General features: G+C 53.8%; 26 protein-coding genes. 17 read left to right on the top strand and 9 right to left on the bottom strand.

Features of this window, described 5'->3' with window-relative positions; genetic code table 11:
• Nucleotides 1–57: 57 nt before the first annotated feature.
• Nucleotides 58–729 carry a global nitrogen regulator NtcA gene (ntcA, locus tag ACP5D4_RS07875; RefSeq protein WP_428011079.1) on the bottom strand — a complete coding sequence of 224 codons (672 nt, stop codon included), beginning with the start codon at nt 727–729 and terminating at the stop codon, nt 58–60.
• A 356-nt stretch (nt 730–1,085) separates the two neighbouring features.
• Between ntcA and fabI the strand changes: the two genes are divergently transcribed.
• Entirely contained in the window at nt 1,086–1,862 is a 777-nt protein-coding gene (fabI, locus tag ACP5D4_RS07870; RefSeq protein WP_428011078.1) for an enoyl-ACP reductase FabI, read from the top strand.
• A gap of 136 nt (nt 1,863–1,998) precedes the next feature.
• On the opposite strand, the gene ACP5D4_RS07865 is transcribed toward fabI, so the two are convergent.
• Complete coding sequence (locus ACP5D4_RS07865) at nt 1,999–2,775, bottom strand: ABC transporter permease (protein WP_428011077.1); 777 nt, start codon at nt 2,773–2,775, stop codon at nt 1,999–2,001.
• A 62-nt stretch (nt 2,776–2,837) separates the two neighbouring features.
• Nucleotides 2,838–3,992: a GAF domain-containing protein gene (locus tag ACP5D4_RS07860; protein ID WP_428011076.1), complete on the bottom strand. Its 1,155-nt coding sequence runs from the start codon at nt 3,990–3,992 to the stop codon at nt 2,838–2,840.
• A 198-nt stretch (nt 3,993–4,190) separates the two neighbouring features.
• Here ACP5D4_RS07860 and ACP5D4_RS07855 point away from each other — a divergent pair, with 198 nt between their 5' ends.
• Both ACP5D4_RS07855 and ACP5D4_RS07850 read left to right on the top strand, forming a co-directional pair.
• A complete protein-coding gene (locus ACP5D4_RS07855; RefSeq protein WP_428011075.1) occupies nt 4,191–4,382 on the top strand; it encodes a hypothetical protein in 192 nt (63 codons plus the stop codon).
• A gap of 288 nt (nt 4,383–4,670) precedes the next feature.
• The gene (locus ACP5D4_RS07850) at nt 4,671–5,135 is read left to right on the top strand and encodes a hypothetical protein (protein WP_428011074.1); all 465 of its coding nucleotides are present in this window, start codon (nt 4,671–4,673) and stop codon (nt 5,133–5,135) included.
• Here the strand turns inward: ACP5D4_RS07850 and ACP5D4_RS07845 are convergent.
• Nucleotides 5,132–6,094 carry a ribonuclease Z gene (locus tag ACP5D4_RS07845; RefSeq protein ID WP_428011089.1) on the bottom strand — a complete coding sequence of 321 codons (963 nt, stop codon included), beginning with the start codon at nt 6,092–6,094 and terminating at the stop codon, nt 5,132–5,134. The genes ACP5D4_RS07850 and ACP5D4_RS07845 overlap by 4 nt on opposite strands.
• Before the next feature lie 163 nt (nt 6,095–6,257).
• Between ACP5D4_RS07845 and ACP5D4_RS07840 the strand changes: the two genes are divergently transcribed.
• Nucleotides 6,258–7,481, top strand: coding sequence for a SpoIID/LytB domain-containing protein (locus ACP5D4_RS07840; RefSeq protein ID WP_428011073.1), 1,224 nt, complete (start codon nt 6,258–6,260; stop codon nt 7,479–7,481).
• Nucleotides 7,482–7,597: 116 nt separating this feature from the next.
• Here the strand turns inward: ACP5D4_RS07840 and ACP5D4_RS07835 are convergent, their stop codons facing one another.
• Nucleotides 7,598–8,722 (bottom strand): THUMP domain-containing class I SAM-dependent RNA methyltransferase, encoded by a 1,125-nt coding sequence (locus ACP5D4_RS07835; protein WP_428011072.1) that lies wholly within the window; start codon nt 8,720–8,722, stop codon nt 7,598–7,600.
• Between the two features lie 146 nt (nt 8,723–8,868).
• On the opposite strand from ACP5D4_RS07835, the gene ACP5D4_RS07830 reads away from it, so the two are divergent.
• From ACP5D4_RS07830 to ACP5D4_RS07820, 3 genes are all read left to right on the top strand, one after another.
• The gene (locus ACP5D4_RS07830; protein WP_428011071.1) at nt 8,869–9,288 is read left to right on the top strand and encodes a peptidylprolyl isomerase; all 420 of its coding nucleotides are present in this window, start codon (nt 8,869–8,871) and stop codon (nt 9,286–9,288) included.
• A gap of 211 nt (nt 9,289–9,499) precedes the next feature.
• Complete coding sequence (ahcY, locus tag ACP5D4_RS07825) at nt 9,500–10,771, top strand: adenosylhomocysteinase (protein ID WP_428011070.1); 1,272 nt, start codon at nt 9,500–9,502, stop codon at nt 10,769–10,771.
• A 153-nt stretch (nt 10,772–10,924) separates the two neighbouring features.
• Entirely contained in the window at nt 10,925–11,542 is a 618-nt protein-coding gene (locus ACP5D4_RS07820; protein WP_428011069.1) for an exopolysaccharide biosynthesis protein, read from the top strand.
• Nucleotides 11,543–11,620: 78 nt separating this feature from the next.
• On the opposite strand, the gene ACP5D4_RS07815 is transcribed toward ACP5D4_RS07820, so the two are convergent.
• A complete protein-coding gene (locus ACP5D4_RS07815; protein ID WP_428011068.1) occupies nt 11,621–12,142 on the bottom strand; it encodes an anti-sigma factor family protein in 522 nt (173 codons plus the stop codon).
• Nucleotides 12,143–12,360: 218 nt separating this feature from the next.
• Complete coding sequence (locus ACP5D4_RS07810; RefSeq protein ID WP_428011067.1) at nt 12,361–13,020, bottom strand: sigma-70 family RNA polymerase sigma factor; 660 nt, start codon at nt 13,018–13,020, stop codon at nt 12,361–12,363.
• 205 nt (nt 13,021–13,225) lie between these two features.
• On the opposite strand from ACP5D4_RS07810, the gene ACP5D4_RS07805 reads away from it, so the two are divergent.
• From ACP5D4_RS07805 to ACP5D4_RS07780, 6 genes are all read left to right on the top strand, one after another.
• Nucleotides 13,226–15,463, top strand: a complete 2,238-nt coding sequence (locus ACP5D4_RS07805; protein ID WP_428011066.1) for a response regulator — start codon at nt 13,226–13,228, stop codon at nt 15,461–15,463.
• Nucleotides 15,464–15,614: 151 nt separating this feature from the next.
• A complete protein-coding gene (locus ACP5D4_RS07800; RefSeq protein ID WP_428011065.1) occupies nt 15,615–15,980 on the top strand; it encodes a response regulator in 366 nt (121 codons plus the stop codon).
• Nucleotides 15,981–16,079: 99 nt separating this feature from the next.
• Nucleotides 16,080–18,434 (top strand): PAS domain S-box protein, encoded by a 2,355-nt coding sequence (locus ACP5D4_RS07795; RefSeq protein ID WP_428011064.1) that lies wholly within the window; start codon nt 16,080–16,082, stop codon nt 18,432–18,434.
• A gap of 382 nt (nt 18,435–18,816) precedes the next feature.
• Nucleotides 18,817–19,884, top strand: coding sequence for an adenylate/guanylate cyclase domain-containing protein (locus ACP5D4_RS07790; RefSeq protein ID WP_428011063.1), 1,068 nt, complete (start codon nt 18,817–18,819; stop codon nt 19,882–19,884).
• Nucleotides 19,878–21,650 (top strand): glycoside hydrolase family 10 protein, encoded by a 1,773-nt coding sequence (locus ACP5D4_RS07785; RefSeq protein WP_428011062.1) that lies wholly within the window; start codon nt 19,878–19,880, stop codon nt 21,648–21,650. Before ACP5D4_RS07790 ends, ACP5D4_RS07785 begins: the two co-directional genes overlap by 7 nt.
• A gap of 149 nt (nt 21,651–21,799) precedes the next feature.
• Nucleotides 21,800–22,363: a Uma2 family endonuclease gene (locus ACP5D4_RS07780; protein WP_428011061.1), complete on the top strand. Its 564-nt coding sequence runs from the start codon at nt 21,800–21,802 to the stop codon at nt 22,361–22,363.
• A 65-nt stretch (nt 22,364–22,428) separates the two neighbouring features.
• Here the strand turns inward: ACP5D4_RS07780 and ACP5D4_RS07775 are convergent, their stop codons facing one another.
• A complete protein-coding gene (locus tag ACP5D4_RS07775; protein WP_428011060.1) occupies nt 22,429–22,791 on the bottom strand; it encodes a Lin0512 family protein in 363 nt (120 codons plus the stop codon).
• 171 nt (nt 22,792–22,962) lie between these two features.
• On the opposite strand from ACP5D4_RS07775, the gene ACP5D4_RS07770 reads away from it, so the two are divergent.
• Nucleotides 22,963–23,283 (top strand): DUF760 domain-containing protein, encoded by a 321-nt coding sequence (locus ACP5D4_RS07770; RefSeq protein ID WP_428011059.1) that lies wholly within the window; start codon nt 22,963–22,965, stop codon nt 23,281–23,283.
• A 186-nt stretch (nt 23,284–23,469) separates the two neighbouring features.
• Here the strand turns inward: ACP5D4_RS07770 and ACP5D4_RS07765 are convergent, their stop codons facing one another.
• Entirely contained in the window at nt 23,470–23,760 is a 291-nt protein-coding gene (locus ACP5D4_RS07765; protein WP_428011058.1) for a cupin domain-containing protein, read from the bottom strand.
• Nucleotides 23,761–24,037: 277 nt separating this feature from the next.
• On the opposite strand from ACP5D4_RS07765, the gene ACP5D4_RS07760 reads away from it, so the two are divergent.
• From ACP5D4_RS07760 to ACP5D4_RS07750, 3 genes are all read left to right on the top strand, one after another.
• The gene (locus ACP5D4_RS07760) at nt 24,038–24,223 is read left to right on the top strand and encodes a hypothetical protein (protein ID WP_428011057.1); all 186 of its coding nucleotides are present in this window, start codon (nt 24,038–24,040) and stop codon (nt 24,221–24,223) included.
• Between the two features lie 190 nt (nt 24,224–24,413).
• The gene (trpS, locus tag ACP5D4_RS07755; protein WP_428011088.1) at nt 24,414–25,424 is read left to right on the top strand and encodes a tryptophan--tRNA ligase; all 1,011 of its coding nucleotides are present in this window, start codon (nt 24,414–24,416) and stop codon (nt 25,422–25,424) included.
• Nucleotides 25,425–25,460: 36 nt separating this feature from the next.
• Nucleotides 25,461–26,351, top strand: coding sequence for a methylenetetrahydrofolate reductase (locus tag ACP5D4_RS07750; RefSeq protein ID WP_428011056.1), 891 nt, complete (start codon nt 25,461–25,463; stop codon nt 26,349–26,351).
• Nucleotides 26,352–26,378: the final 27 nt, after the last annotated feature.

Below are 26,378 nucleotides of genomic sequence, written 5' to 3'. Positions count from 1 at the left end.
GAAAAACGGGACGGATGCTATTCTAACCGCTATTTCCGACCGCGTTAAAGAAAGCGATTAAGTAAATTGCTGGCTGAGTGCAACGGGATTGTGAACCGTAATTCTCTTCTTGTGAATCGAAATCATCTTCTCCTGGCGCAGATCCCCCAACAAGCGCGTCACCGTGACCCGCGTCGAACCGATCGCTTCAGCGATCGCTTGGTGAGACAGTTTGAGATCGATGGTAATTCCGTCCGGACTGGGAATCCCAAAATCGCGACAGAGAATTAACAAAAAACTCACCAGGCGCGATCCCATATCCCGGTGAGCCAGCGTTTCGATCATCATCTCCGTCTGCAAAATCCGAGACGACAACCCCTGTAACATCAAAATCGACAAGTCCGGATCTTCTTTGAGGGCTTTTTCCACCTGTTCGATGGGAACCGACAACAGTTCCACCGGAGTAAACGCCACCGCATGATAAAAGCGATCCGAGCGATGTCCCGTAATCAGCGACAGCACACCGAAGACGCTGTTTTCTCGCAACAAGGCGACCGTAATCTCTTCTCCAGCTTCGTACACGCGGGACAGCTTCACCGCCCCTTTCAGTAAAAAATATACCCGTTCGGCGGGATCTCCTGGGAAAAAGATGGTTTTCCCTCGTTCGTAACTCTCGACGACAGGGGGAAAGGTTCCCGTTCCCATCTGCCGAAACACTGCTGCTAGTGGTCTATCTTGCATCGTTACCATCTTCCTCCCCCTGTCCAATGCGTCCGAGTCGCGTCTGGCCCGATCGAGCATACGGGGGCGACTTCGGTTTGACTGACATACCGCGACTGACGCCCGGTACGCACTTTACACTACGGTAAATTGACTCTTCAAAAAAAATTGGTAAAATCTGATACGCTTCTACCGAGTATCGATCGCGAGAACGGCATTTCAACAAAAAGGTTCCCTCACGATTGTAAAATCTTTACGCAACTGCTAGTGATATCTTGACCATATCTTAGCCGAAAGCTCGAACATCTCGAACACGACGGCAAGTCGGCGGGTCAGTCCCCGTCGAACCCGATCGCGAGTGACTACCGACGACATTGATTTAACTTATGCTCGATCTCACAGGAAAAAACGCATTAGTGACGGGAATTGCCAACAACCGCTCGATCGCGTGGGGTATCGCGGAGCAACTCCACAAAGCGGGGGCAAACCTCGGCGTAACCTATCTCCCCGACGATCGCGGCCGCCACGAAAAGAAAGTTGCGAGCCTCGTCGAACCCCTGTCTCCCAGCCTGTTTCTACCCTGCAACGTCCAAGACGACGACCAAACTCGCGCGGTGTTCGATGCCATTTCTGACAAATGGGGCAAACTCGACATTCTCGTTCACTGTCTCGCCTTTGCCGGGAAAGACGAACTCAGCGGCGACTTCAGCGATACCAGTCGCGAAGGCTATATGCGGGCCCTCGAAATTAGTGCCTACTCCCTGGTGCAGATGGCGGCGTTAGCCAAACCCCTGATGTCTGACGGTGGAAGCATCATTACCCTGTCTTACCTCGGCGGCGTGCGCGTCATCCCCAACTACAACGTCATGGGAATCGCCAAAGCCGCATTAGAAATGAACGTCCGTTATCTCGCCGACGAACTCGGTCCCCAAAACGTGCGCGTCAACGCCATTTCCGCCGGACCCATCCGCACCCTCGCCTCTTCAGCGGTGGGTGGAATCCACGAAATGCTACGTCATTTTGAAGAACGCGCTCCCCTGCGTCGCACCGTCACCCAAACGGAAGTCGGAAACGCCGCCGCTTTCCTGTGCAGCGATTTATCTAGCGGTATTACCGGACAAATTCTTTACGTGGATGCAGGTTACGAAATTCTCGGGATGTAGTTGGTGCGTGACAGGCGTAAAACCCCGATAAAAAATGCAGAGAGAAGAGTGAAGGAAGAGTGAAGCCCGATCCCCGGTATCTTAGAGATGTCGGGGATCTTTTTCAGAGTTCTCCCCATCTCCCCATCTTCCCATCTCATTGCAATTGCGCCGAAGCGTTGAAAAAGCGCCGTCCTAACCCTTCGACTAGGATGATGGTGGCGACGAAATTGGTCATGGCGATCGAAAACATAATCAGGATTTGATACGCCGCTGCATCGAGAGGATCGACACCACTTAACAGTTGTCCGGTGATAATTCCCGGAAGGGTGACTAATCCTACCACCATCATCGAGTTGAGAATGCTAATGGTTCCGGCGCGAACGGCGTCTTTGCGATAGGTAGAAATGGCTTGTTGGGGAGTTGCACCCAAACATAAATGGGTTTCAATTTCGAGGCGTTTGGATTTTACAGAACTGACGAAGCGTTCTCCGGCGATGGCGGCGGCGTTCATAGCATTTCCCATCATCATTCCGCCCAAAGGAACGAGATATTGAGGGTTCGACCAAGTTTCCGGTTGACGCAATACCAATGTATTCACGTACAGCAATGTAAACGCCGTTCCGATTCCGATGGCACCCCAAACTAACCCCAGCAAACCGGGTATTTCTGCTTGCATTCGGTTGCGAGCAACGATGGCGGCAATGGTTAACATAACTAACAGTAACGCTGCCATTGCTAGGGGATGGTTCCAGGTAAATACGACTTGTAAAATCGACCCGACCACTAACAGTTGAACGATAGTCCGAACCGTCGCCAGGGCGAGTTTCCACTCTAAACCTAACTGTTGCCATGCTGAAAGTCCGATGGCGATCGCCGCCATTCCAACCGCAATACCTAAGTCAATTAAATCGAGTTGAATCAGCGAATTCATTTTGGATGTTTAAATTGATTTTTAAAGATTTAAATAGTTGAACCTTGGCTGGCGTAGCCACTCTAACTGGCGTCCCGATCGAGCCGTCGCAGTGCGCCCACCATAACGGGTTTACCATAAAAGTAAGCCCGGACGCCGTAAATTTCCACATCGATCGCGCTGCCATCTTTACATTTTCCAATAAACTGACAAGAAAGATGCTTACTTTGTCCGCGAACGCACTTATAAATTTTCTCGGAAACAATATCGTAATGGTCGTCAGAAATCAAATAAAACATCGTTTTAAGAGAGGCTAACTCTTGAGTTTTATAGCCAAAAATTCGAGCGAGTTGTCGGTTAGCATAGAGAAACTTTCCGTCCCAAACTACGATATACAACCCCAGTTTCGATAACCGACTCAAAGGAACGTCTAACGGCGGATGAGAGGTGGGCGGACGAGAAGCTGGGGGACGAGTTCGGGGAGGAGGCGGTGGAAATTTCGATCGAATCCGCAAGGTTTTTGGAAGTTCCGGAGGTACATCGGGATCGGAGGAGGGTTTAGGAGACGCTTCGGGACGCGAGAGGGTAGGTCGTGGCGATCGCTGTGGTAGCCATTGAGGAAGAGAAGATGGCCGATCTTCCGTATAAGACCAAACCAGCTCGAGAACCAACGCCAAACGGTGAGACAGTTCCTGCATTAAATTGGCCGTATCGGCGTGAAAATAAGCGGTCGTGGGGTGAGTCAGGGTGAGAATGCCCAAAATTCGCTGTTTGCGAGAAATCGGCACGCACAACGCCGAACCAGCGGGATGGGGCGCGTTCCGCAGCGGAATCCAGCGTTCGTCTTCTGTGGTATCGGTGACGATGCCGATTTGACGTTCTCGATACACCCATCCCGCCAAACCGCGTTCGAGAACCTGTCCCACGATCGACTGTTTCTGGTCGCGAACCGTCGCGCCTCGAGCTAAGATACTTTCAACCACGACACCGGACTCGTCGAGTAAAAACAAGCTACTTTCAGAGACGTTGGCGATCTGATTGACCGATTTCAAAATTTGCTGGCCGATGGATTTCAAGGCCAGCGAGCGCGTCGGTTTTTCCCCAAATGCCAACAACGTCCGTAGTAACTCCGTTTGAACCTCGCTGAGGGTTCGATCGACCCGCAGGCGTTCGAGTTCTCGCCGGGCCAGGTCTAGTTCTCGGTAAAGTTGCTCTGCCTTTGGCTCCTGTTCTTCCACGGTCGATAATCCATCAAAGAAACCGTTGCTGACCTCAAAGATCGCCTTTGCTTCCCCTCTATACTGACATGGGTCTGGAAAATCATCGGTAAAATCCTCGCGATCGCTCCTTGGGAAGGGTCTTCGGATAACCCTCGTTTCGCGCACGCCGTTCGCCTCTATCTCGGCGATTCCCAACCCTTCGAGAACCAGCGTTCTTTGTCCGCTTTTCCTCCGGATACCGTCAAAATCGAAACTTTTCCCGGTCTGACCGCCGGTTCGTCAGAATTCGATATTTCGATCGATTCCTTGAGCGTTCGCTTTATCTATATTGACATCCCTGGAAGAATCGCCTTGCAACTTACGCCACTGAAATCTCCCGGCAAAACACCTAAATTCGCCGTCTTTTAACTGATAAGTGACGAAAATTCTCCCGATCCCCGCGATCGCTTCCAACGCTCTTCTGCCTTATCCTTTTCCTTAAAAATATAGGCATAACCGAATCGATCGCTGTCGAAGGAAACCGGCTAGCGCCTATGATATCTCGCGTCTGGCTGTTGAACCCAAACCGAACTCCAGCCTCTTGCCAATATCTCGTTTTCCCAAAACTTAACATTATATACAACTTTAGAAGCATATTCTTGGAGTATTTCGATCTAGCATAGAGAATAGACGAACGACTTTCTACCTCGAGCAAGCATGGCTTCTGAAACTCAAGTCAAAGAATATTTAGCCTATTGGTTTCAACTCGGCAAAAAGCTCGTCGTTGAAAAGTCGGGAAAGTCCCTATTACCCGATCCAATTTTTAACGGCGATCGCTACAGTCAAGACTTTGAAAACTGCTGGAAACTTTGCGTATCCCCCGAATCGGGCGATTGTTATCTCGAAGGCACCTCCCAGACGATTCGTCAACTTCTCGAACCCCAATGGGACATCGATCCCTGCGCCCGCTGTCAAATGCCGGTTCCGGTCTTATTGCACGGGACGCCATCTTGTGCCACCTGTCCCTGTCACGATCTCCCCTTCTGGCCCGACGACGAACTCCCGAAACCCCGTTTGCGGGTTAACACGCAAGTGAGCCTTCGCGAAATTTGCCGTCGTATCGTCACCACCGAGGACAGTCGCTCCTCTTCGACCCATTCCCGAAGCAACCTCAACAGCTAACGAGTTCGAGCGATCGACGCCAGATCTTCTCGAACCTTGGGAACCTCATAAGTCATAAAGTCGTAAGCCAGATCCGTATTGGGGAAAATCGCCCGCGCTTCTGCCAACAAATCCTGCAACTGGATATCGTTACCCGGTGCGTACCGGGGGCTAAAGTGGGTCAATAACAACTGTTTGACCCCAGCCCCGAGAGCCACCTGAGCCGCCATCGTCGAAGTCGAGTGTAACCGTTGCTCAGCCATGGACGCATCCAGGTGAGAAAAGGTGGCTTCGTGAATCAAAACGTCCGCATCCCGAGACAGCTTCACAGCATTGTCGCAGTAAATCGTATCCGTACAGTAAGCGACCTTGCGCCCCCGTCGCGGCGGCCCGCAGAGTTGTTTCCCGTCGATTTCTCGGCCGTCAGGGAGTTTCACGCGATCGCCCCGTTTGAGCCGTCCGTAAACCGGCCCGGGGGGAATTCCCAGAGCTTTCGCCTGTTCCACATCGAAGCGGCCGGGACGTTCCTTTTCTTCGACCGCATAGCCGTAAGCCGTCACCCGATGGTCGAGTCGCTCGCAGGTGACGCGATAGTCCTCGTCTTCAAAGAGGAGACCGGGGCGGTGTTTGTGAACCCGAATCGGGTACGACAAATGGGTGTGAGAATAACGGGTACAGGCTTGCAAGTAATCTTCGAGTTGTGGCGGCCCGTAAATATCGAGTCGATCGGGATTTCCCGCCAAACCGATACTCGCCAACAATCCCATCAAACCGAAGACGTGATCCCCGTGCATGTGGGTAATAAAAATTCGGCGAATGCGTCCGACCTTTAAATCACTGCGGAGTAATTGATGTTGCGTTCCCTCGCCACAATCGAACAACCAGATTTCTCCCCGTTCGGTAAGGCGGAGAGCCAAGCTAGAAACATTACGCGCCCGGGTAGGGACGCCCGAACTCGTTCCTAAAAACGTAATTTGCACGCGATCGAATCTCGTGAAAGTCTGCGTTGAGCCGTAAGGCATGGAGCGTTACCTTCGATCCGCATGGCAGCGCGGGGATCGGGGTCTTCAAACTCCTGTGCTATTCTAACATCGACGAGGTCTGTGCTTCTGTGCTTTAGCAATTGTGAGGAGAAAGTAACGGATGCTGCGCTCGAATTCTACAGTGTCTCTTGGCTCTCGAACGAGGCAATCGCAACCGAGGGGATCGCGTTTAACGCCGAAAAAACCGATCGATCGCACCTTAAAAAAACCCTCTAGACGAGTTTGGGGAACCTTTCTCAAAACTTGGTGGCTTTCCTTAATCGGGTGGGCGTTCGTCTGGACGCCTGCCTCGGCTTTAGAATTGCGGGTTGCCATTCGCGAAGACGTCAGCGAACTCACCGTTGGCAGTTCGACCCCCGCCCGAATTCGCGATAGTTCGGGCAATATTTTAGGCAATTTAAGCCGAATGCACGCCCATCTCGCCCGCAGTTCCGGTGGAAGCGTCGCGCTTTCGCAATGGCAAGCCGGACGGTTGTGGATCGAACCGAGCGATCGCGGGTACGTTTATATTGGCGATCGATGGTACCGAGGCAAAGTGCTGTTAGTCCCTCGACGTTACGGCATGACCGCCGTGAACTACGTCGATATCGAATCTTACATCTACAGCGTTCTCGGGGCGGAAATGAGTCCCGACTGGCCGCGAGAAGCCCTCAAAGCCCAAGCCGTCGCTGCCCGCTCTTACGTTCTCTATCAACGACAGCGGTACGGAACTGACGTTTACGATGTGGGAGACGATACCTTTTGGCAAGTGTATCGGGGGATGGAAGAAGAAGCCGCCGCCACCCACGCCGCCACCCACGCCACCCGAGGACAAGTTCTCAGTCACGACGGAAAAGTCATAGAAGCGGTGTTCCACTCCTCCTCGGGGGGACATACCGAAGATGCCGAGGCGATTTGGGACGAAGCCAAACCCTACCTGCGAGGCGTTCCCGATTTCGATCGACAATCCCCCAACTACCAATGGACGGAAACGCTTTCCCAGTGGGAAGTGACGCAACGTTTAGGGGGGGTGGGGAGCGTCTACGACATGAAACCCGAACGCACGACCTCCAACGGCCGCATCGTGATGATGAAAGTCATCGGGGACGGGGGAACCGCCGTCGTAGACGGAGACAGCATCCGCTCGGCCTTGGGGTTACGCAGTGCGCTGTTTACGGTCACCGCCTATGGCGGGTATTTTACGATTTCCGGCCGCGGCTTCGGCCACGGCGTCGGGATGAGTCAGTGGGGTGCGAAGTATCTGGCCGAACAGGGGTACGATTACCGTCAAATCCTTTCCCACTACTATCGGGATACCTATTTGGCTCAAATTCGAGTTCAGTGAGCAGTGAACAGTGAACAGCGAACAGCGAGCCAGCAGTTGGTTGGCTCGAGCGCAACCGAAACCCCAAAAACGCCATTTTTGCGGTGATTTTTCTGAGTTAAGCCTAAGTTTGAAAATCAATACAATTCGTATTCTAAAAGGGTGCAATCTAACCCGCCGTTCGAGACGGGAATGCGACGGGACGCCCGCAATCCCACCCGTTTGGCGAGGTCTTTACTGCCCGTGAGAACGTAAGCCGTCCAACCTTTAAACCGCTGTTTGAACGTATCGCCGAGTTGCTTGTAAAACGCCCCGAGTTGCTGTCGATCGCCCAACCGCTCCCCGTAAGGCGGGTTGCACATTAAAATCCCGCGATCGCAAGGCGCTTCGATATCGCGCACGTCGGCGCACTGAAACCTAATATTTCCCGATAACCCACATCCTTCGGCATTGGTTTTCGCCTGTTGGAGAACCGTCCCATCGCGATCGCTTCCCCCCACAAACGCCGGAAGTTCGATTTTTCTCGCCCCCTTCGCCTCCTCTTTTAACTGTTGCCAAACTCCCGCATCGAAATCGCGCCAAGTTTCAAAGCCAAATCGATCGCGGAACAACCCCGGTGCCACGTTCCCCGCTTTCATCGCCGCCTCCAGCGGTAGGGTTCCCGAACCGCACAAAGGATCTAAAAACGGCATTTCCGGAGAATAATTCGCAATCTCCAACAAGGCCGCCGCCAGAGTCTCCTTTAACGGCGCAGATCCCACAGCCGGACGGTAACCGCGACGGTGTAAGCTGTTGCCGGAACTGTCGAGACTCAACACAGCGCGATCGCGGTGAATGTGGAGGTTGAGGCGTAAATCGGGGTTTTGTACATCTACGCTCGATCGCACCCCAAACTGGTCTCGCTGGCGGTCTACAATGGCGTTTTTCACCTGAAGGGCGCTAAAGTGCGTGTGGTTGAGCTGTTGGTTTTTCCCCGTACAATCGACCGCTAAGGTATTTTCCGGACTGAGATAGTTTTCCCAATCGATGGCGCGAACCTCCCGATACAGCATTGGCGCCGAAGTACAGCGAAACTCCGCCATCGGTACCAGCACCCGAAACAGCGTTCTCCCCCACAAATTGACGCGGTATAACAGCGTGCGATCGCCTGCAAACGCTACCCCCGCAAACTCCGGGCGCACCGACTGCGCCCCCAACCCTTCCAATTCCCGCGCCGCGATTTCTTCCAAACCTCGCGCCACCGTTGCAAAATACTGTGCCATCGCTATTTCGATCCTAATTTCGATCCTGATGTCGATCGCTATCCCGTAAACCGCTCGCCATTGTACCGAACCCCGCCTCAACCCCACATCGTCCGTGCGTTAAGATAGGTCAGTTTGCAAATAACCTGACTTAAGACGATAACGCCATGACCCGAGCCATAATGGAAACCGACAAGGGAACGATTAACCTCGAACTCTTCGACGCAGACGCGCCCAACACCGTAAAAAACTTCGTCGAACTGTCGGAAAAAGGATTTTACGACGGCCTGAGCTTCCACCGCGTTATCCCCGGCTTCGTGATTCAAGGCGGCTGTCCCAACGGAAACGGAACCGGCGGTCCCGGTTACACCATCAAATGTGAAATCAACAAGAACAAGCACGTGGCCGGAACCCTGTCAATGGCCCACGCCGGACGGGACACAGGCGGAAGCCAGTTCTTCATCTGCCACGAACCCCAACCCCACCTCGACGGCGTTCACACCGTCTTCGGCCAAACGGAGGACATGGACGTAGTTCTCTCGATCGCTCAAGGCGACAAAATTCAATCGGTGAAAATCGAGAAATAGATGATGAGGTGAGGAGATGATGAGGTGAGGAGATGATGAGGTGATGAGGAAAAACAATTAATAATTGATAATTTCTCCCCCTCTCCTCGGCTCCCCCTCTCCCCATCTCATCATCGCGATCGTACCATCCTCCCATCACCTCCCTGTTCGTTCTCCGTGGTAGGGAGTACCCTAGTTAAGACTGCAATTCTGTAAAGGAAGTCACTGACATATGACCGCAACGGCTATCAAGCACGAAATTAAAGATCCCGCTCTAGCGCCCCACGGTAAACAACGTATCGATTGGGCGGGTCGGGAAATGCCCGTTTTGGCGCAAATCCGCGATCGATTCGAGCAAGAAAAGCCCCTTGCGGGCATCAAATTAGTGGCTTGCTGCCACGTCACCACGGAAACGGCACATTTGGCCATCGCCTTAAAAGCCGGCGGTGCTGACGCCCTGCTGATTGCCAGCAACCCTCTGTCTACTCAAGACGACGTGGCTGCCAGTTTGGTGATGGACCACGGCATCCCCGTTTTCGCCATTAAAGGGGAAGACGCGGAAACCTACGAACGTCACGTTCAAATCGCCCTCGACCACCACCCCAACATCATCATCGACGACGGGTCGGACGTGGTGGCGACGCTGGTGAAAGAGCGTCAAGACCAACTCCCCGAACTCATCGGCACCAACGAAGAAACCACCACCGGAATCGTGCGTCTGCGTGCCATGTTCAACGATGGCGTGTTGACCTTCCCGGCCATGAACGTCAACGATGCCGATACGAAGCATTTCTTCGATAACCGTTACGGTACCGGTCAATCGACCCTCGACGGCATTATTCGCGCCACGAATATGCTGCTGGCGGGTAAAACCCTGGTGGTGGCCGGTTACGGCTGGTGCGGTAAAGGGGTCGCCTTGCGCGGTCGCGGTATGGGCGCCAACGTCATCGTGACGGAAATCGACCCGGTTCGCGCCATCGAAGCGGTGATGGACGGTTTCCGCGTGATGCCGATGGAAGAAGCGGCTCCGTTGGGGAACTTGTTCGTGACGGTGACGGGGAACAAGCACGTGATTCGCCGCGAACATTTCGAGGCCATGAAAGACGGCGCGATCGTTTGTAACTCCGGTCACTTCGATATCGAAATCGACCTGAAATCTCTCAAGGAGATGACGAGCGAAGTGAAAACGGTGCGTCCGTTCACGGAACAGTACAAGCTCAATAGTGGTAAATCGGTCATCGTGTTGGGTGAGGGTCGCTTGGTGAACTTGGCGGCGGCGGAAGGTCATCCTAGCGCGGTGATGGATATGAGTTTCGCCAACCAAGCTCTGGCTTGTGAGTATTTGGTGAAGAATAAAGGCAAGCTGGAAGCGGGTCTGCACTCGATTCCGGAAGAGATCGATCGTGAAATCGCCAGCTTGAAGTTGAAGGCGATGGGCATTGAAATGGATACGCTGACCCCCGAACAGATTGAATACATCAATTCTTGGCAGTCGGGAACGTAAGTCAGTCAAGCGCGAAGCTTGTAGAGTGTAGGGTGTTTCGTCGAACTCTGCATTCTGAGAAACCCGGTATTTTCGAGATACCGGGTTTCGGGTCGGTGACGAGTCGTTGATGTAAGCTGTTTTTCTCTGTACAACATCTGGAGCGATCGATCTGTGGCTAAGCTTTCTACGGAACTCCACGGTTATTTTTTTGCGGAAGAGCGTCTCGATCGTGTGAAGCTGGCAGACCTTATCGAAATTGCCGGAGAACGGAGTTTCGGCTTTCTGTTCGTGTTGTTGTCGCTACCGTCGGCGTTGCCGATTCCGGCGCCGGGATATTCGATTCCTTTTGGTATTGTGATGTTGTGGTTGGCGTTGCAACTCGTCATCGGACGAGAACGTCCCTATTTCGTCCAACATTGGCTCGATCGCGATATTTCCCTTTCGACGGTGCAGGGGGTTTTGAAAAAGGGTTTGCCTTGGTTGCAGCGGATTGAAGTGCTGTCTCGCCCTCGTTTGAGTGGGATTTGTACGAGTCCCGTCGGGCGAGTCGTTCTGGGTTTGGCCATCGCCCTGATGTCGGTTTCGATGATGGTTCCCATCCCCGGTACGAACACGCTTCCGGCGATGGGGATTTTTATTACGGGATTTGGATTGCTTGAAGACGACGGGGCGATTAGTTTGATGGGATTGGTAGTCTGTGCGATGGGGGGAACCCTGAGCGCACTGATTTTAATTTTCGGCTACGAAGCCGTAAAAACTGGCATCGAGGTCTTGAAAGACGCTCTTTGATGCCAGTCGATATCAGTTGATGCCAGTTGTGGATGGGGGTCGGTTGTTGTCGATGTCCCTTGTCAAGATTCGACGTAATTATTCGACGAACAACGCCCGTGCTGTGAGGGATTTTTCGGCTTCCCGCAACGGTGCGGGGGAAACATCGGGACGAGGGAGAGAGGAGGGTAGGCTTTCGACCTCGAAAGATGCAGTCGGTGCGGGAGAGTGGGCGATTTGCGGGGTGCGCGTCGAGAAGTTGGCAGGTAGCCCCGATACGGCGGCGAGAAAGAGGGCCGCGATGGCGCTTCCGCCCCAAGCCCAGCGTTGCTGTCGGTCTCGGCGCAGGCGGGTAAATACTCGTTCGGCTGTTACTTCCGGCGGCGTTTCGCTGACGGGAACGGGCATTTGTTGCAGTCCGGCGCTGGTGCGTTCGAGACGGCGATAGAGTTGTTTGGCGCGATCGCTCGTCGCCAAGAGTCTCTCGACCTGCTGGCGTTCGGTCTCGCTGGCTTCTCCGTCGAAGTAGCAACTCAGAAGTACGAATAGGTCTTCGTCCTCGGTTGCGGCACGAGCGGATGGCTCGAATCGGTTGCGTTCGTCGTAATCCTTGCGGGTCATAATTGCGTCACCACCTGGCTGTCAGTTGTGGACAGCGACCTCTCTCCTTTAAATTATACTTGCGTATTTTTACAGACGAAAGCCACTGGAAAAAGTTTCTGGGGAAGGATTCGATCGATTCGATCGAACCGGAGTTTTTCCCACGGGATTAATCTCAGAAGATTAATCGCGAAAAAGACGTTAAATCGTTAAAACGAAACAGATAAAAGTGAGAAAGGTTAACTGTCGATATAGTTTTGTAACTGAGCTTGTAAACGATGTCTGGCCCGGGCGATGCGAGATTTAACCGTTCCCAACGACACACCCGTAATTTCGGCGATTTCTTCGTAAGCCATGCCTTCGATTTCCCGCAGGACGATGGTGGTGCGGAAGACTTCCGGTAAGTCGGCGATGGCAACCCGCAGGCGATCGTAAAATTCGTCTGTGGTTAAAGCGTCGTCGGGTCCGGGGTCTTCGGTGGCGATTTCCCATTCTCGCTCGCCGTCTTCGGTGGTAAACGTGGCGTCGAGGGAGAGGGGTTGGCGCACCCGCTTGCGTTTGCGTAATTCGTCGTAAAACAGGTTGGTGGCGATACGGCTGAGCCAGCCTTTGAATTTGACCGGATCTTGCAAGCGGCGGATATTACGGTAGACCCGAATCCAAACTTCTTGAGCTAAGTCCGAGCGGTCCTGCCAGTCTGGGGCTAAATGATATAACACCCGATCGACATAGGATTGATACCGACGCAGGAGTTCGGTAAAGGCGGTGCGATCGGGACGCGCTCCGGCTTGGCAACGGCGCACCAAATCGATGTTAGATAATTGGGCGGGAGAAGGCACGGGAGTTTCGGGAACGGTCGCCGAGGCCGTAGACCAGGATAATGAAATAGAATGTGTCATGGGCATATTTAAGGCGATCGGAGCTACCAAGAAACTTTGACGTCGGATTGATTCTAAGAGTTCCCGATAACTTGCGATCGCCCCGTAGACAGATTGACAAACTGTCCCTTTTTTGTCGTCATCTACCCTGTTCTATCCTAACCTTCGACGTTGGGCTTCAGCCCCGTCGGTCAGCCGTGTTCGGGACGACTTACGAAAAACCATCATGATTTGTATTGTGACGTTTTGTAACGATAGCGGGCGTATTGAGAGGGCGAACGCTGACGCCAAGGCGTTGTTTGGGTATGACGACCGGGATCTCCAAAACCACTCGATCGCCACCTTGTTTCCCCACTGGCCTGACGAGGCCACCTCTCTCGACTCCCCCCTCTATCTCGAGGGTCGCCACGCCGACGGCTCGATCGTCCCCTGTCGCGTCGAATTCCTGAAATCCAATACCACAACTTCTGTATTTTGTCAAGAAATCGAAGAAGCAGCAGACTTACGAGAGCGGTTCGTGCGGTACGCGCCGAGCGCCACGGCCATGTTCGATCGCGAAATGAACTACTTGTTAATTAGCGAGCGTTGGGCGCGAGAATACGGTCTCGAGGAATCCCAAATCCGGGGTCGATCGCACTACGAAGTTTTTCCCCTCTTCCAAACCGATGCCAAGGCGATCGAGCGTTGGAAACACCGTCAAAACGCCTGTCTGTCCGGCAACATCGAACGAGGCAACAACGAACCCTTTCCCCATCCCGACGGCAGCCTCGACTGGTATCAATGGGAAATGAGGCCGTGGTACGCCGAAGACGGCAGCATCGGCGGCTTGATGCTGTGGACGAACAACATCACCACAACTCGACAAATCCAAGACGAACTCTACGCCGCCAAAGAAGCCGCCGAAGCGGCCAACCACTCCAAAAGCACCTTCCTGGCCAACATGAGCCACGAACTGCGAACGCCGCTCAACGCCATTATCGGCTACAGCGAAATGCTCGGCGAAGACGCCCAAGACGAAGGGTACGACGACTTCGCCGCCGACCTTAACAAAATCCGCTCCGCCGGCCAACATCTGCTGTCGCTGATTAACGACATCCTCGATATTTCCAAAATCGAAGCCGGACGGATGGACTTGTACGTCGAAGCCTTCGACATTCCCAGCCTTCTGTTAGAAGTCCAGGCGGCCACGGCCCCCCAAATCGAAAACAACGGCAACCAATTCCAACTCCAGTGCGATCGCGATCTCGGCACCATGTGCGCCGACCTCACCAAAGTCCGGCAAATCCTGATCAACCTCCTCAGCAACGCCGCCAAATTCACCCAAGACGGAACCGTCACCCTCAGAGCCTACCGCGATACCGAGGAGGACGGCCGCCGCTGGGTCGTCTTTGAAGTCACCGACACCGGAATCGGCATGACTCCCGACCAAGTCGATAACGTCTTCACTGCTTTCAGCCAAGCAGACGCCTCCACCACCCGCAAATACGGCGGTACCGGTTTAGGACTGGCCATCACCCGGCATTTCTGCCAAATGATGGGCGGCGACGTCACCGCCGACAGCCACCCCGAACGAGGATCGACCTTCAGCGTTACCCTCCCGGCCGAACCCCTCGACACCATAGAACCCGACATAGACACCCCGTCGCCCAGCCCTTCCCCCATCTCCCAACCCTCCGGCTTAGTCTTAGCCATCGACGACGACCCGGACACCCTCGATCTCATTTCCCGGCGGTTGAGTAAAGAAGGGTTTCGCGTCGAAACCGCCAGTAGCGGCGTCGAAGGCTTAAAACGGGCGCGAGAACTCAAACCCGACGCCATCGTTCTCGACGTTCTCATGGAAGACATGAGCGGTTGGGCCGTACTCTCAGCCCTCAAAGCCGATAGCGAACTGGCCGAGATTCCCGCCATCGTGGCCACCATCGTGGACGAAAAAAACCTCGGCTTTACCCTGGGGGCTTCCGACTACCTCATCAAACCCCTGGACAACCAGCGGTTGACGCGCCTTCTCGACAAATACCGACAGCGCAACATTCTCGGTAGCCTTCCGACGAAAAACCGCATTCTCGTCGTCGAAGACGACGAAATGACCCGAGAAATGATGCGACGCACCCTAGAAAAATTCGGCTGGAACGTCGTGGAAGCCTGCGACGGTCAAGCGGCGTTGGAGGTGGTAGCGGCGAACCCGCCGAACTTGGTGCTTCTGGACTTGATGATGCCGAACATGGACGGCTTTCAGTTTTTGGCGGAATTTCGCCGAACTGGGGACTGGCGATCGATCCCCGTGGTGGTGGTTACGGCCATGGAACTGACGCCAGAAGACTACCAACGTCTCGACGGGTCGGTGGCGCATATTCTGGAAAAAGGGGCGTCCACGCGAGACGAACTGCTTCACGAAGTGCGCGATCGACTTTTCGCCAGTCTCGCCCCCGCAGAAGACAGAGGCGACCTTGAAATGGGACAATAAGAGGCAATGGGAAAATAACCGGAAAATTCCCCTCGCGAGTCGATCGTTTCCCAAGACTCATTCAAACCGCTCGAGTTCGACACGGGTTTCAAAACCGGGTCCCGTGCCAACCCGTCTTCGATCGATCCGCCACTGTTGCATCTTGTCGCCTATGGCTAAAATCCTGCTCGTCGAAGATAACGAAATGAATCGGGATATGCTTTCGCGGCGTCTCAAGCGCAAAGGTCACGTCGTCGTTGTGGCGATGGACGGCGCCCAAGGGGTTGAAATGTCCGTCAGCGAAGCCCCCGATCTGATTTTGATGGATATGGGTCTTCCCGTAATGGACGGTTGGGAAGCCACCTCGACCATAAAAGCCAAACCCGAAACCCAAAGCATTCCCGTTATTGCTTTAACTGCCCACGCCATCGCCGGCGATCGCGAAAAGTGCCTCGCCGCCGGATGCGACGACTACGACACCAAACCCGTAGAATTTCCCCGATTGCTCTCAAAAATCGAAGCCTTATTGTCCGAGTAGTCGATCGTTTCTCCCCATCTCCCCCTCCCCCCATCTGCCAATCTCCCAATCCCCCCTCTCCCAATCTCCGAAACCTAGGATGCCAAACCGGAAGTTCAGATGACCGATTCTCCCACCTCGAACCGCGTGGCTCGATTTACCTGGACGGGGGCGATCGCCGGATTTGGGTTCGTTGCCCTCGCCGGCAGTCTCGACCTCCTAGCTGCATCACCACCTCTCGACGACTTCACCCTTTGGGGTATTTTGGCCGCCTTCGCCCGACGTCACGGCCAAAATCCCGTGTTGTGGGTGGTCGATACGCTACCCTTCGCGTTCGGTTGGTTGATGGGGCAGTGGGGACGACAGGTGAACGTTCAGACGACCTGGCAAGCCCGCCAGCGTCGTACCCTGGAAAAACACAATCAAGCCTTGGTGGAACTGGCCCGAAACCAACAGTTCGAGACGGGTAACGTCGCCGCCACGCTGCGAGGCATCGCCGCCACCGCTGCCCGCACCTCCCAAGTCGCCCGAGTGAGTCTGTGGCAGTACGAAGACGATCGCACCCGTTTGCTCTGTTTGGAAGCCTACGAAGGGGACGGCGATCGCCACAGTTCCGGAACCGCCCTCGCCGCCAGCCACTATCCCGGCTATTTCCAAGCCCTGGAAGCCGAACGGTACTTAGCGGTTTCCGACGCCACCGCCGACCCCCGCACCCAACGGTTAGCCGAAACCTACTTTACCCCGAACGGCGTGGCCGCCGTTTTGGGGGCGCCTGTGCGCTTGGGAGGCAAAACCATCGGCTTAGTCATGCTCGAACACAGCGGCACGCCCCGCGTCTGGACGACGGAAGAACAAACCTTCGCCGCCTCTATCGCCGATTTCGTCGCCCTGGCGGTGCAAACGGGCGATCGAACCTCCGCCGAAGTCGCCCGCTGGGAGAGCGAAGAACGCTTTCGCTGGCTCTCGGAAGCTACCTTCGAGGGCATCGTCATCCACGCCGACGACACCATTATCGACACCAACCAAGCCCTCAGCACTCTCTTCGACTACAGCGACGACGAATTTTTGGGGATGAACCCGTTGGAGTTGTTCGCCCCCGACTGTCGCGATACCGCCGCCGCTCCCTTGCGATCGGGGTCCGAAAAAACCCTAGAACTCGTGGGACGGCGAAAAGACGGCTCCACCTTCCCCATCGAAATTCAAGGCCGCCTCCTGCCCTATTACGGCAATAAAGTGCGCGTGACCGCCGTGCGAGACATCACCGAGCGACAAGAGTCCGAACGCGCTCTGCGACAAAGCGAAGCCCGCTATCGCGCCATTTCCGAACTGGCCTCGGATTACATTTATTCCGCCGAGGTAACCCCCGACGGCAATCCTATCGTCCAATGGGCGACTCAATCGTTCGATCGCATCACCGGATACAGCCGCGACGAAGTAGAATCGATGGGGGGATGGTCGGCGGTGGTTCACCCGGACGATCGCGATCGCGTCCGCCACCGTTTCACTCAAAACCGCGTCGCCGACTGGGAAGGAGTCCTCGAATACCGCATCGTCACCCGCGACGGCGAAACCCGTTGGCTGCGAGATTACGCCCGTCCCAACTGGCAAGAATCGGAAGGGGACAAGGTGCGTTTGCTCGGTGCCGTTCAAGACATCACCCTCTCCAAAACCGCCGAAGCGGAACTCTACCGAGCCAAGGAAGCCGCTGAAACCGCCAACCGCTCCAAAAGCGCCTTTTTGGCCAACATCAGCCACGAACTGCGAACCCCCCTCAACGCCATCATTGGCTACAGCGAAATTCTTCAAGAAGAAGCGGCAGAAGAGGGCAATACCACCACCGTCGAAGACCTTCAGAAAATTCGCACGGCGGCGAATTTCCTGCTGACTCTGATTAACGACATCCTCGATATTTCCAAAATCGAGGCGGGGAAAATGCAGCTTTACGTGGAATCCTTCGCGCTTTCGGCGTTAATCGAGGAAGTGCGCGTCACCATCGATCCGATGATGGAGAAAAACGGCAATCGGTTAATCCTCGAGTGCCAGGAAGATTTGGGAGAAATCGAGGCCGACGTTACGAAATTGCGGCAAGTGTTGCTCAACCTCCTCAGCAACGCTGCTAAATTCACCGAAAACGGTACGGTGAGCCTCGCCGTGCGGCGTTATGCAGCGGGTGAAACGGGAGATGTGGCCGAGATAGATAGTGCAGAGATTGAAGGCGATATCGTCCTCTTCAAAGTCTCGGATACGGGAATCGGTATGACCCCCGAACAAGTCGAACATCTGTTTGAAGCCTTCACTCAAGGGGATGCGTCTACAACTCGCAAATACGGGGGAACGGGACTCGGACTGACCATTAGCAAACGGTACTGTCAAATGATGGGGGGCGACATCTCCGTTAACAGTGAAGCTGAGGTCGGTTCGGAGTTCACCGTCGTCCTTCCGGCGTTTTATGGGGATGACCGGGTGATGGGATGATGGGATGATGGGATGATGGGATGACCGGATGATGGGATGATGGGATGATGGGATGATGGGAAATCTCCTCACCTCCTCACCTCCTCACCTCCTCAGCTCATCACCTCCTCATCTCCTCACCTCATCATCTCCTCAGCTCATCACCTCACCTCCTCACCTCCTCACCTCCTCACCTCCTCACCTCATCATCACCGCACCTCCCTAAAGCGGGAGGCTTCAAATTGCGATAAAATCGGGTACGATTGTCCAACTTTGCCATTGTTATTAGCCCGTGCGTGTAGACCGATTCGATCGATCTCGATCGCAACGTTGGCGACCCCCGTTGTACTCGCTCGGCATTGTTCCCTCTGACTTCGCGGGAGTCCACTGAGGAATTCATGGAATGACATCGCTCGAAAACGCCAGCGTCCTGGTCGTAGACGATAACGAAGCCAACCGCGATTTACTCCGACGACGACTGAAGCGACAAGGCTATCAAGTCACGGTTGCGGAAGACGGGTTTCGCGCTTTGGAACTGATGCGAGAGCAACCGTTCGATTTGGTGTTGCTCGATATCATGATGCCGCGAATGAACGGCTATCAAGTTCTCGAAGAGGTGAAATCCGACCCCGACCTTCGCGATATTCCGGTTTTGGTAATTTCTGCTCTCGACGACCTCGATAGCGTGGTTAAATGTATCGAACTGGGGGCGGAAGATTATCTTCCTAAACCCTTCAATCCGATTTTGCTGAAAGCGCGAATTGGAGCCTGTCTCGAAAAAAAGCGCTTACACGACCAGGAAAAGGCGTATCTGGAACAGCTGCGGGTGGAACAGGAGAAGTCGGAACGTCTGCTGCTGAATATCCTTCCGCAACCGATCGCGGAACGCCTCAAGCAAAACCCCCGCACGATCGCGGATAGTTTTACGGATGTCAGCGTCTTGTTCGCTGATATTGTGGGTTTTACGAAACTCTGGTCGCGTATTTCTCCGACGGAACTGGTGGAACTCCTCAACGAGATTTTTTCGGGGTTCGACGAATTGGCGGAAAAGAACGGTTTGGAAAAGATTAAAACCATCGGCGACGCCTATATGGTGGTCGGCGGACTTCCGATTCCTCGGGAGGACCACGCTGAAGCGATCGCGCAGATGGCCTTGGATATGCAGCGACAGATGGCGCAGTTCAATCAAGGCGATCGCGAACCGTTCAGTATTCGCATCGGAATCAACACCGGCCCGGTGGTGGCGGGGGTCATCGGGACGAACAAGTTTATTTACGACCTTTGGGGCGATACGGTCAATACCGCCAGTCGCATGGAGTCCCACGGTATCGCCAATACGATTCAGGTGACGGAAGCCACTTACGAACGGTTGAAAGCTTCTTTTTGCTTCGAGCGTCGCGGTGTTATCGAGGTGAAGGGAAAGGGTAAAATGACCACCTATTTACTGCTCGATCGAAAGGAAAATTGGTAAAAACAACCGTGTTGCGGATAGTTAGAGGTTGGAAACCGGGAGTGTTGGGGACTGCGATCGCTTCGCTGCTGGCGATCGCTCCCGAGGCGAAGGCTCAAATGGCGTCGTCTTGGGTACAGCCTTGTGTTGAGGAGTTGGTCGAGGCGGAGATTCTGGAGGCGTCGCCGGAACGCCTCAACGTTCCCGTCACTCGTGCGGAATTCGCGCAAACCCTCGATCGAACCCTCCAACAAACGCGCTCCCAGGAGGCGGAAACCCCCACAGACATAAGGTTTACCGACGTTTCCTCGGACGCACCGGAATTCGAGGCGATCGCCAATTTGGAACGGTTGGGATTTTGGGAGAGTTTTCTCGATTTAGTCTTCGACAGCGATCGAAAACTGGCGCGGTGGGAAATGTGGGTGGCGCTAACAGACGGATTGGACTATCAAGCCGCACAAACGCCGCGATCGCTCCTCGATCGAACCTATCGCGACGCGATTCTCGTTCCCCCGGAAATCGAGGAATCGATCGCCGCCGCCACGGAACGCCAAATCGTCGTCGTTTCCCCCACTTACGAAGACGAACGCTGGCTGTATCCCCAGCGTCTGGCCACTCGCGCCGACGTCGCCGCGACCATGTGTCTGATTCTCGCCAAAGACGGATTTCCCAACCCCATCCCCCAAGACTACGTGGTTCGCGTCACAATTCCCGAAATTCGCGGCGTCTGGCTGACGAACGTAGACAGCGAGGTGTTGTTTTCCCGGCGCGAACTCCGTCAGGCGATCGATCGCCTGCACCGCCTCAACTTCAACACCCTCTATCCCACCGTTTGGAACTGGGGATACACCCTCTATCCCAGCGCCGTCGCCGAACCCGTCATCGGACGCGCCGTCGATCCCGAACCGGGACTGCAACGGTACGATATGTTAGCTGAGGCGATCGAATACGGCCACAGTAAAGGCTTGCGGGTCATTCCTTGGTTTGAATTCGGCTTTCAAGCCCCCTCATACTCAGAACTGGCGCGGCGAAACCCCAACTGGCTGACGCAGCGTTCCGACGGAAGCCAAACCATCATGGAAGGGGAACACGAGCGGGTTTGGCTCAATCCCTTTCATCCCGAGGTACAGCAGTTTATCCTCGATTTGTTGGTCGAAATCGCCAGCAACTACGACATCGACGGAATTCAACTCGACGATCACCTCGGACTTCCCGTCGAGTTCGGATACGACGAGTACACCGTCGAACTCTACCGCAGCGAACACGACGGCGCCGATCCCCCGGAAGATTACACCGATCCCGATTGGATGCGCTGGCGAGCCGATAAAATTACCGAATTTGTCGATCGCGCCTTTCGCGCCGTGAAAGCCGTCAATCCAGACGCCGTTTTTTCCGTCTCTCCCAACCCCCAACATTTCGCCTATTCCCGATATTTGCAAGATTGGGAACGTTGGGAACGCCTCGGATATATTGAAGAGTTAGTTTTGCAGGTGTATCGGGAAGATATCGATGTGTTTGCGATGGAGCTACAACGGCCGGAAGTGGAAGCCGCAAGACGCCACATCCCAGTTGGCATCGCCATTTTGACCGGATTGAAAAACCGACCGATCGAACTCGATCTGATTCGACAAAAGGTTAGAAAAGCCAGAGAGTTAGGTTTTTCAGGACTGTCGTTTTTCTTCTACGAAAGTCTCTGGAATTGGTCGGAAGACCCGCCAGAAGTCCGAGAAGCGGGATTCGCAGAACTGTTTCCCGAGGCAGTTGTGGCGCCAGATGTTATTGAGTGATGATGAGGTGAGGAGATGATGAGGTGATGAGATAATGAGGTAATAATGAGGTGGGGAGATTTCCCGATCGTACAGTCATCCCATCATCCCATCACCCCATCATCCCATCATCCGATCCGCCTGGGGTCATACTTTTGAGGGAGAGTTGTATGGTACGAACATCGTCTAAACCGTTGACGCTGGAGGAGTTTCTCGAACTCCCCGAAAACAAACCTGCCAGCGAATATATCGACGGAAAAATTCTTCAGAAACCGATGCCTCAAGGAGAACACAGTACGCTACAGGGGGATTTGGTCAGTACCTTGAACGGAACGCTGAAATCGTCCAGAGTTGCACGGGCGTATCCCGAGTTACGCTGTACTTTCGGGGGGAGATCGATCGTTCCCGATGTCTCGGTGTTTCAATGGGAACGTATCCCTCGACGGCCGGACGGTCGAGTTGAAAATATATTCAATCTTTCCCCAGATTGGTCGATCGAAATCCTCTCGCCACACCAACGCCAAACCCAGGTGATTCGTAACCTTCTCCACTGTTTGAACCACGGGAGCCAAATGGGTTGGATTATCGATCCCGAAGAATCCTGCATCTTTGTCTACGATGCGGCCAAAGCAGTACGGGTGTTTGAAGAAGACGAGGCAGCTTTACCCGTACCCGAATTCGCCGAAGCGGTACAGTTGACGGTGGGGGAAATCTTCAGTTGGTTGAAAGGATAGCATTTTGGTTTGAATCTCGCGCCAAAAGACCGAGGAAAAAGAACCGACAGCGTGTCGGTTTCAGGTTATTTCTCCACGGAAACCGTTACCGCCGCCACTGCAATTAACATATCGTCGTTTTTGTCCTCGAGTTCGGGAATGGCGCGACCCACCGTCACCATCCCCCCAGCTTCTACGGTGAGGGTTTTCTGTCCGAAGGGTAATACCGAGAGAACCTCGTCTTTCCGCACCTGTTCCGGGTAGGGGACTGCCACCTGTACGTCCACGTACATTTGATTCGGGTGGTCTAATCCCGCCACTTCCCAGACGCCGGGAAGGGCGTTGTGGGCGATGGCGTTGCGAACGGCACGTTTGGCGGCTACGGTGGGGTCTTGTCCGTGTTGGTCGACGCCCATGCCCATCTCGATAATCAAACGTTGGCGAGTCATAGAATTCTAGATAATCGGTTCAGCGTGCTAGATATCGTCGCATCAATTGGCTGAGATTTCTACCTGCAGGTCGCAGAAACCCCCCTAATCGTTTCGGTTGCACTCACTAGGCAGGATAGTGGGGATTTTCTAACCTATAGATAGGTAAAGGAATCAATCCCAAGTTAAACCATGAATCCTCTTTCTCAGTCTGTTCCCGAACAAGGTCAAAATCCACTGTGGAAATATCTACAGTCGATGCCGCCGGAAACGATCGAACGTCTTTCCAACCCCAGCCCCGAGGTGGCTCAGGTGATGGAACAGAATTTAATGGGAATGTTGGGGGGACTGCCTTCGGAACAGTTCAACGTCTCGATTACGACCTCTCGCGAACATTTGGGAAAATTGCTCGCGTCGGCCATGATGAACGGCTATTTCCTCAACAATGCGTATCAACGGATGGCTTTCGAGAAGTCGTTGCACGGGACGGAAAGCAACGAGATCGATCGATAACTCTTCGGTTGGGCGATCGCACTCCGCAGATATTTTACGCAGATATTTTACGCAGATATTTTACAGAGAGACGCCCCCGGCGGGTGTCTCTCTTTCGATCGGTTTTGGGTGTTTTCAGAAAACAGCTTTTTAATGTCCCTGGAACCTGGAAAGTCGAGGTTTGCTCAAACCCGATTTGGCGTAAATTTAACCGAAGTTGTAATGTTTGCGAACGTCTTTGACGATGTTCCAGGTACAAGACATTCCTTGAGGAAAGGTGACGAGATCGCCTTTTTGAATTTGAACGGGTTCGCCCCCGTCTGGCGTTACGATGACCTCTCCGGCTAACAGATAACAGGTTTCCCGTTCCTCGTAAGTCCAGGGGAATTCTGAAGCTTCTTTTTCCCAAACCGGCCAACTGGAAACGCCGAGTTCTTGCAGTCGTTCGGAACTGGGTTGGCGCTCGATTTTAATTGCGTTCTCTGTTGTTGCAGTCATTTTCGTATCTGGTTCGATAGGGTTTGACGTCCTTTGAGACTAGAAGGAAGTGCTTAAAGAAAGTGTAACGTCAAGCGATGGCTTGACTCAAGAGAACGCTTGACTCAGTTGCGATCGACGCGCGAGATCCATAGTATCTTGAATATATAGTATCTTGAAGATACTGAGAATCGATGACAATACGTAAGTTTAACAATTATAAATTTTTATGATTTACATCAAAACCGTTAATTAAGCTACAGTAGAAATAAGTAATTGATGGTAAAGAATTGGCATTATGGGAAGAAAAGCCAAACTCAAAAAACTGCGAAAAACCGCCAAAACCGATCCCAAAGCGGCGAAACGGACATCCAACTTCGACGATACGCAGTTTGTGAAGGACTTACAGCAACAAGGATACGACCTGAAGGTAGGCGATCGCGCCCCTGATATTCCCGAATCGAACCCCGAACCGCAAGTTTAAAAGGAGATGGGGAGAGAATTTCCCGATCGTACCATCACCCCGATCGTACCATCACCTCCCCCGCTGCCAAATTCGACTGTTGGAGCGATCGCGCTCTATGTCAAACTAGAGTATGTCGAAATTTTAAGCATCGATTCGATCGCCCAGAGGCGGCCGGGTCGATGGTTCTGTGTCGTCTCAACCATTCCTCATGGGCAAACAGCGCATTCTCTCCGGTGTTCAACCGACAGGTAACTTGCACCTCGGAAACTATCTCGGGGCGATTCGCAACTGGGTCGAAAACCAACACCAGTACGAAAATTACTTCTGCGTGGTGGACTTACACGCGATCACCGTCCCCCACAACCCGGCTACCTTGGCAGCGGACAGCTACACGATCGCGGCGCTGTACCTCGCCTGTGGCATCGATCTCGACTGTTCTAACATTTTCATTCAATCCCACATCAGCGCCCACAGCGAGCTGACGTGGCTTCTTAACTGCATCACCCCCATCAACTGGCTACAGGGGATGATTCAGTTTAAGGAAAAAGCCCTCAAACAAGGGGAAAACGTCGGAACCGGACTCCTCGATTACCCGGTTCTCATGGCCGCTGACATCCTGCTATACGATGCGGACAGAGTCCCCGTCGGGGAAGACCAAAAGCAACATATCGAACTGACGCGGGATTTGGTCGTTCGCATGAACGACCAGTTCGGCGACCCGGAAAATCCGGTGTTGAAAATGCCCGAACCTCTCATCCGCACGGACGGGGCGCGGATTATGAGTTTGACGGACGGGACGAAAAAAATGTCCAAGTCCGACCCCTCGGAAATGAGTCGAATTAATCTCCTCGACCCCCCCGACGTCATTACCAAAAAGATCAAAAAGTGCAAAACTGACCCCGTGCGCGGTTTGGAGTTCGACAACCCCGACCGCCCTGAATGTAACAACCTCTTAACGCTGTATATGCTGCTGTCGGGCAAGGATAAAGCCACGGTCGCCAGCGAATGCGCCGATCTGGGATGGGGTCAGTTCAAGCCGTTGTTAGCTGAAACGGCGGTGGAAGCCCTAACTCCAATTCAGACGAAGTATAAAGAGGTAATGGACGATAAGGGATATTTGGAATCGGTTCTGCGTCGCGGCCGCGAAAAGGCTGAATCGATCGCCCAAGCAACCCTCGATCGCGTCAAAGATGCGATGGGTTTCTCAAAACCCCTTTAGTCCCGAATTGCTTTTTTATGGAATCTCGTAAATAGTATGACTGTTTTCCGCAACGCCGTCCTGTCGAAACAATTTCTAATTACCGCTGAAGTCGCCCCTCCCAAGGGGGGAAATCCCGCCCATGTGGTAGACATGGCACGGGGTTTGAAAAATCGCGTCCATGCGGTGAACGTCACGGACGGTTCGCGGGCGGTGTTGCGGATGTCGTCTTTGGCAGCGTCGGCGATTTTGTTGCAACAGGGAATCGAACCGATTTGTCAGATGGCCTGTCGCGATCGAAACCGCATTGGACTGCAAGCGGACTTGATGGGCGCCCACGGCTTGGGGATTCGATCGATTTTAGCCCTGACGGGCGACCCGGTGAAAGCGGGAGATCATCCCGGTGCCAAAAGCGTCTTCGATATGGAATCGGTGCGCTTGCTGCGGGTTATCGACAAACTCAATCGGGGCATCGATTTCAACGATAAACCCCTCTCCGACGGGAAAACGGACTTGTTCCCCGGTGCGGCGGTCGATCCTCAATCTAAGAGTTGGTCGGGGTTGCAGCGTCGTTTCGAGAAGAAAGTCGAAGCGGGGGCGCAGTTTTTCCAAAGTCAGTTAATTTCGGATTTCGATCGCCTGGACAAGTTCGTGACGAAAATCGCCTCGGCTTACGACAAGCCGATTTTGGCGGGAATCTTTCTGATTAAATCGGCGAAAAACGCTCGGTTCCTTAATAAAAAAGTGCCGGGGGTTCAGATTTCTCAGGAGATTATCGATCGACTCGAACGCTCTTGCGATCCTTTACGAGAAGGAATGACCATCGCCGCCGAACAAGTCCGTTTAGCCCGCGATCTCTGCCACGGCGTCCATATGATGGCCATTCGGACCGAACATTTGATTCCCGAAATTCTCGACATGGCCGGCGTCGAACCGATTGAGAATTGAGAATTGAGAATTGAGAATTGAGAATTG

Origin of the sequence: Baaleninema sp. (genome assembly GCF_049974805.1) — a bacterium.
GTDB lineage: Bacteria > Cyanobacteriota > Cyanobacteriia > Cyanobacteriales > Geitlerinemataceae > Baaleninema.
This window is presented reverse-complemented; position numbering and strand designations above follow the sequence as displayed.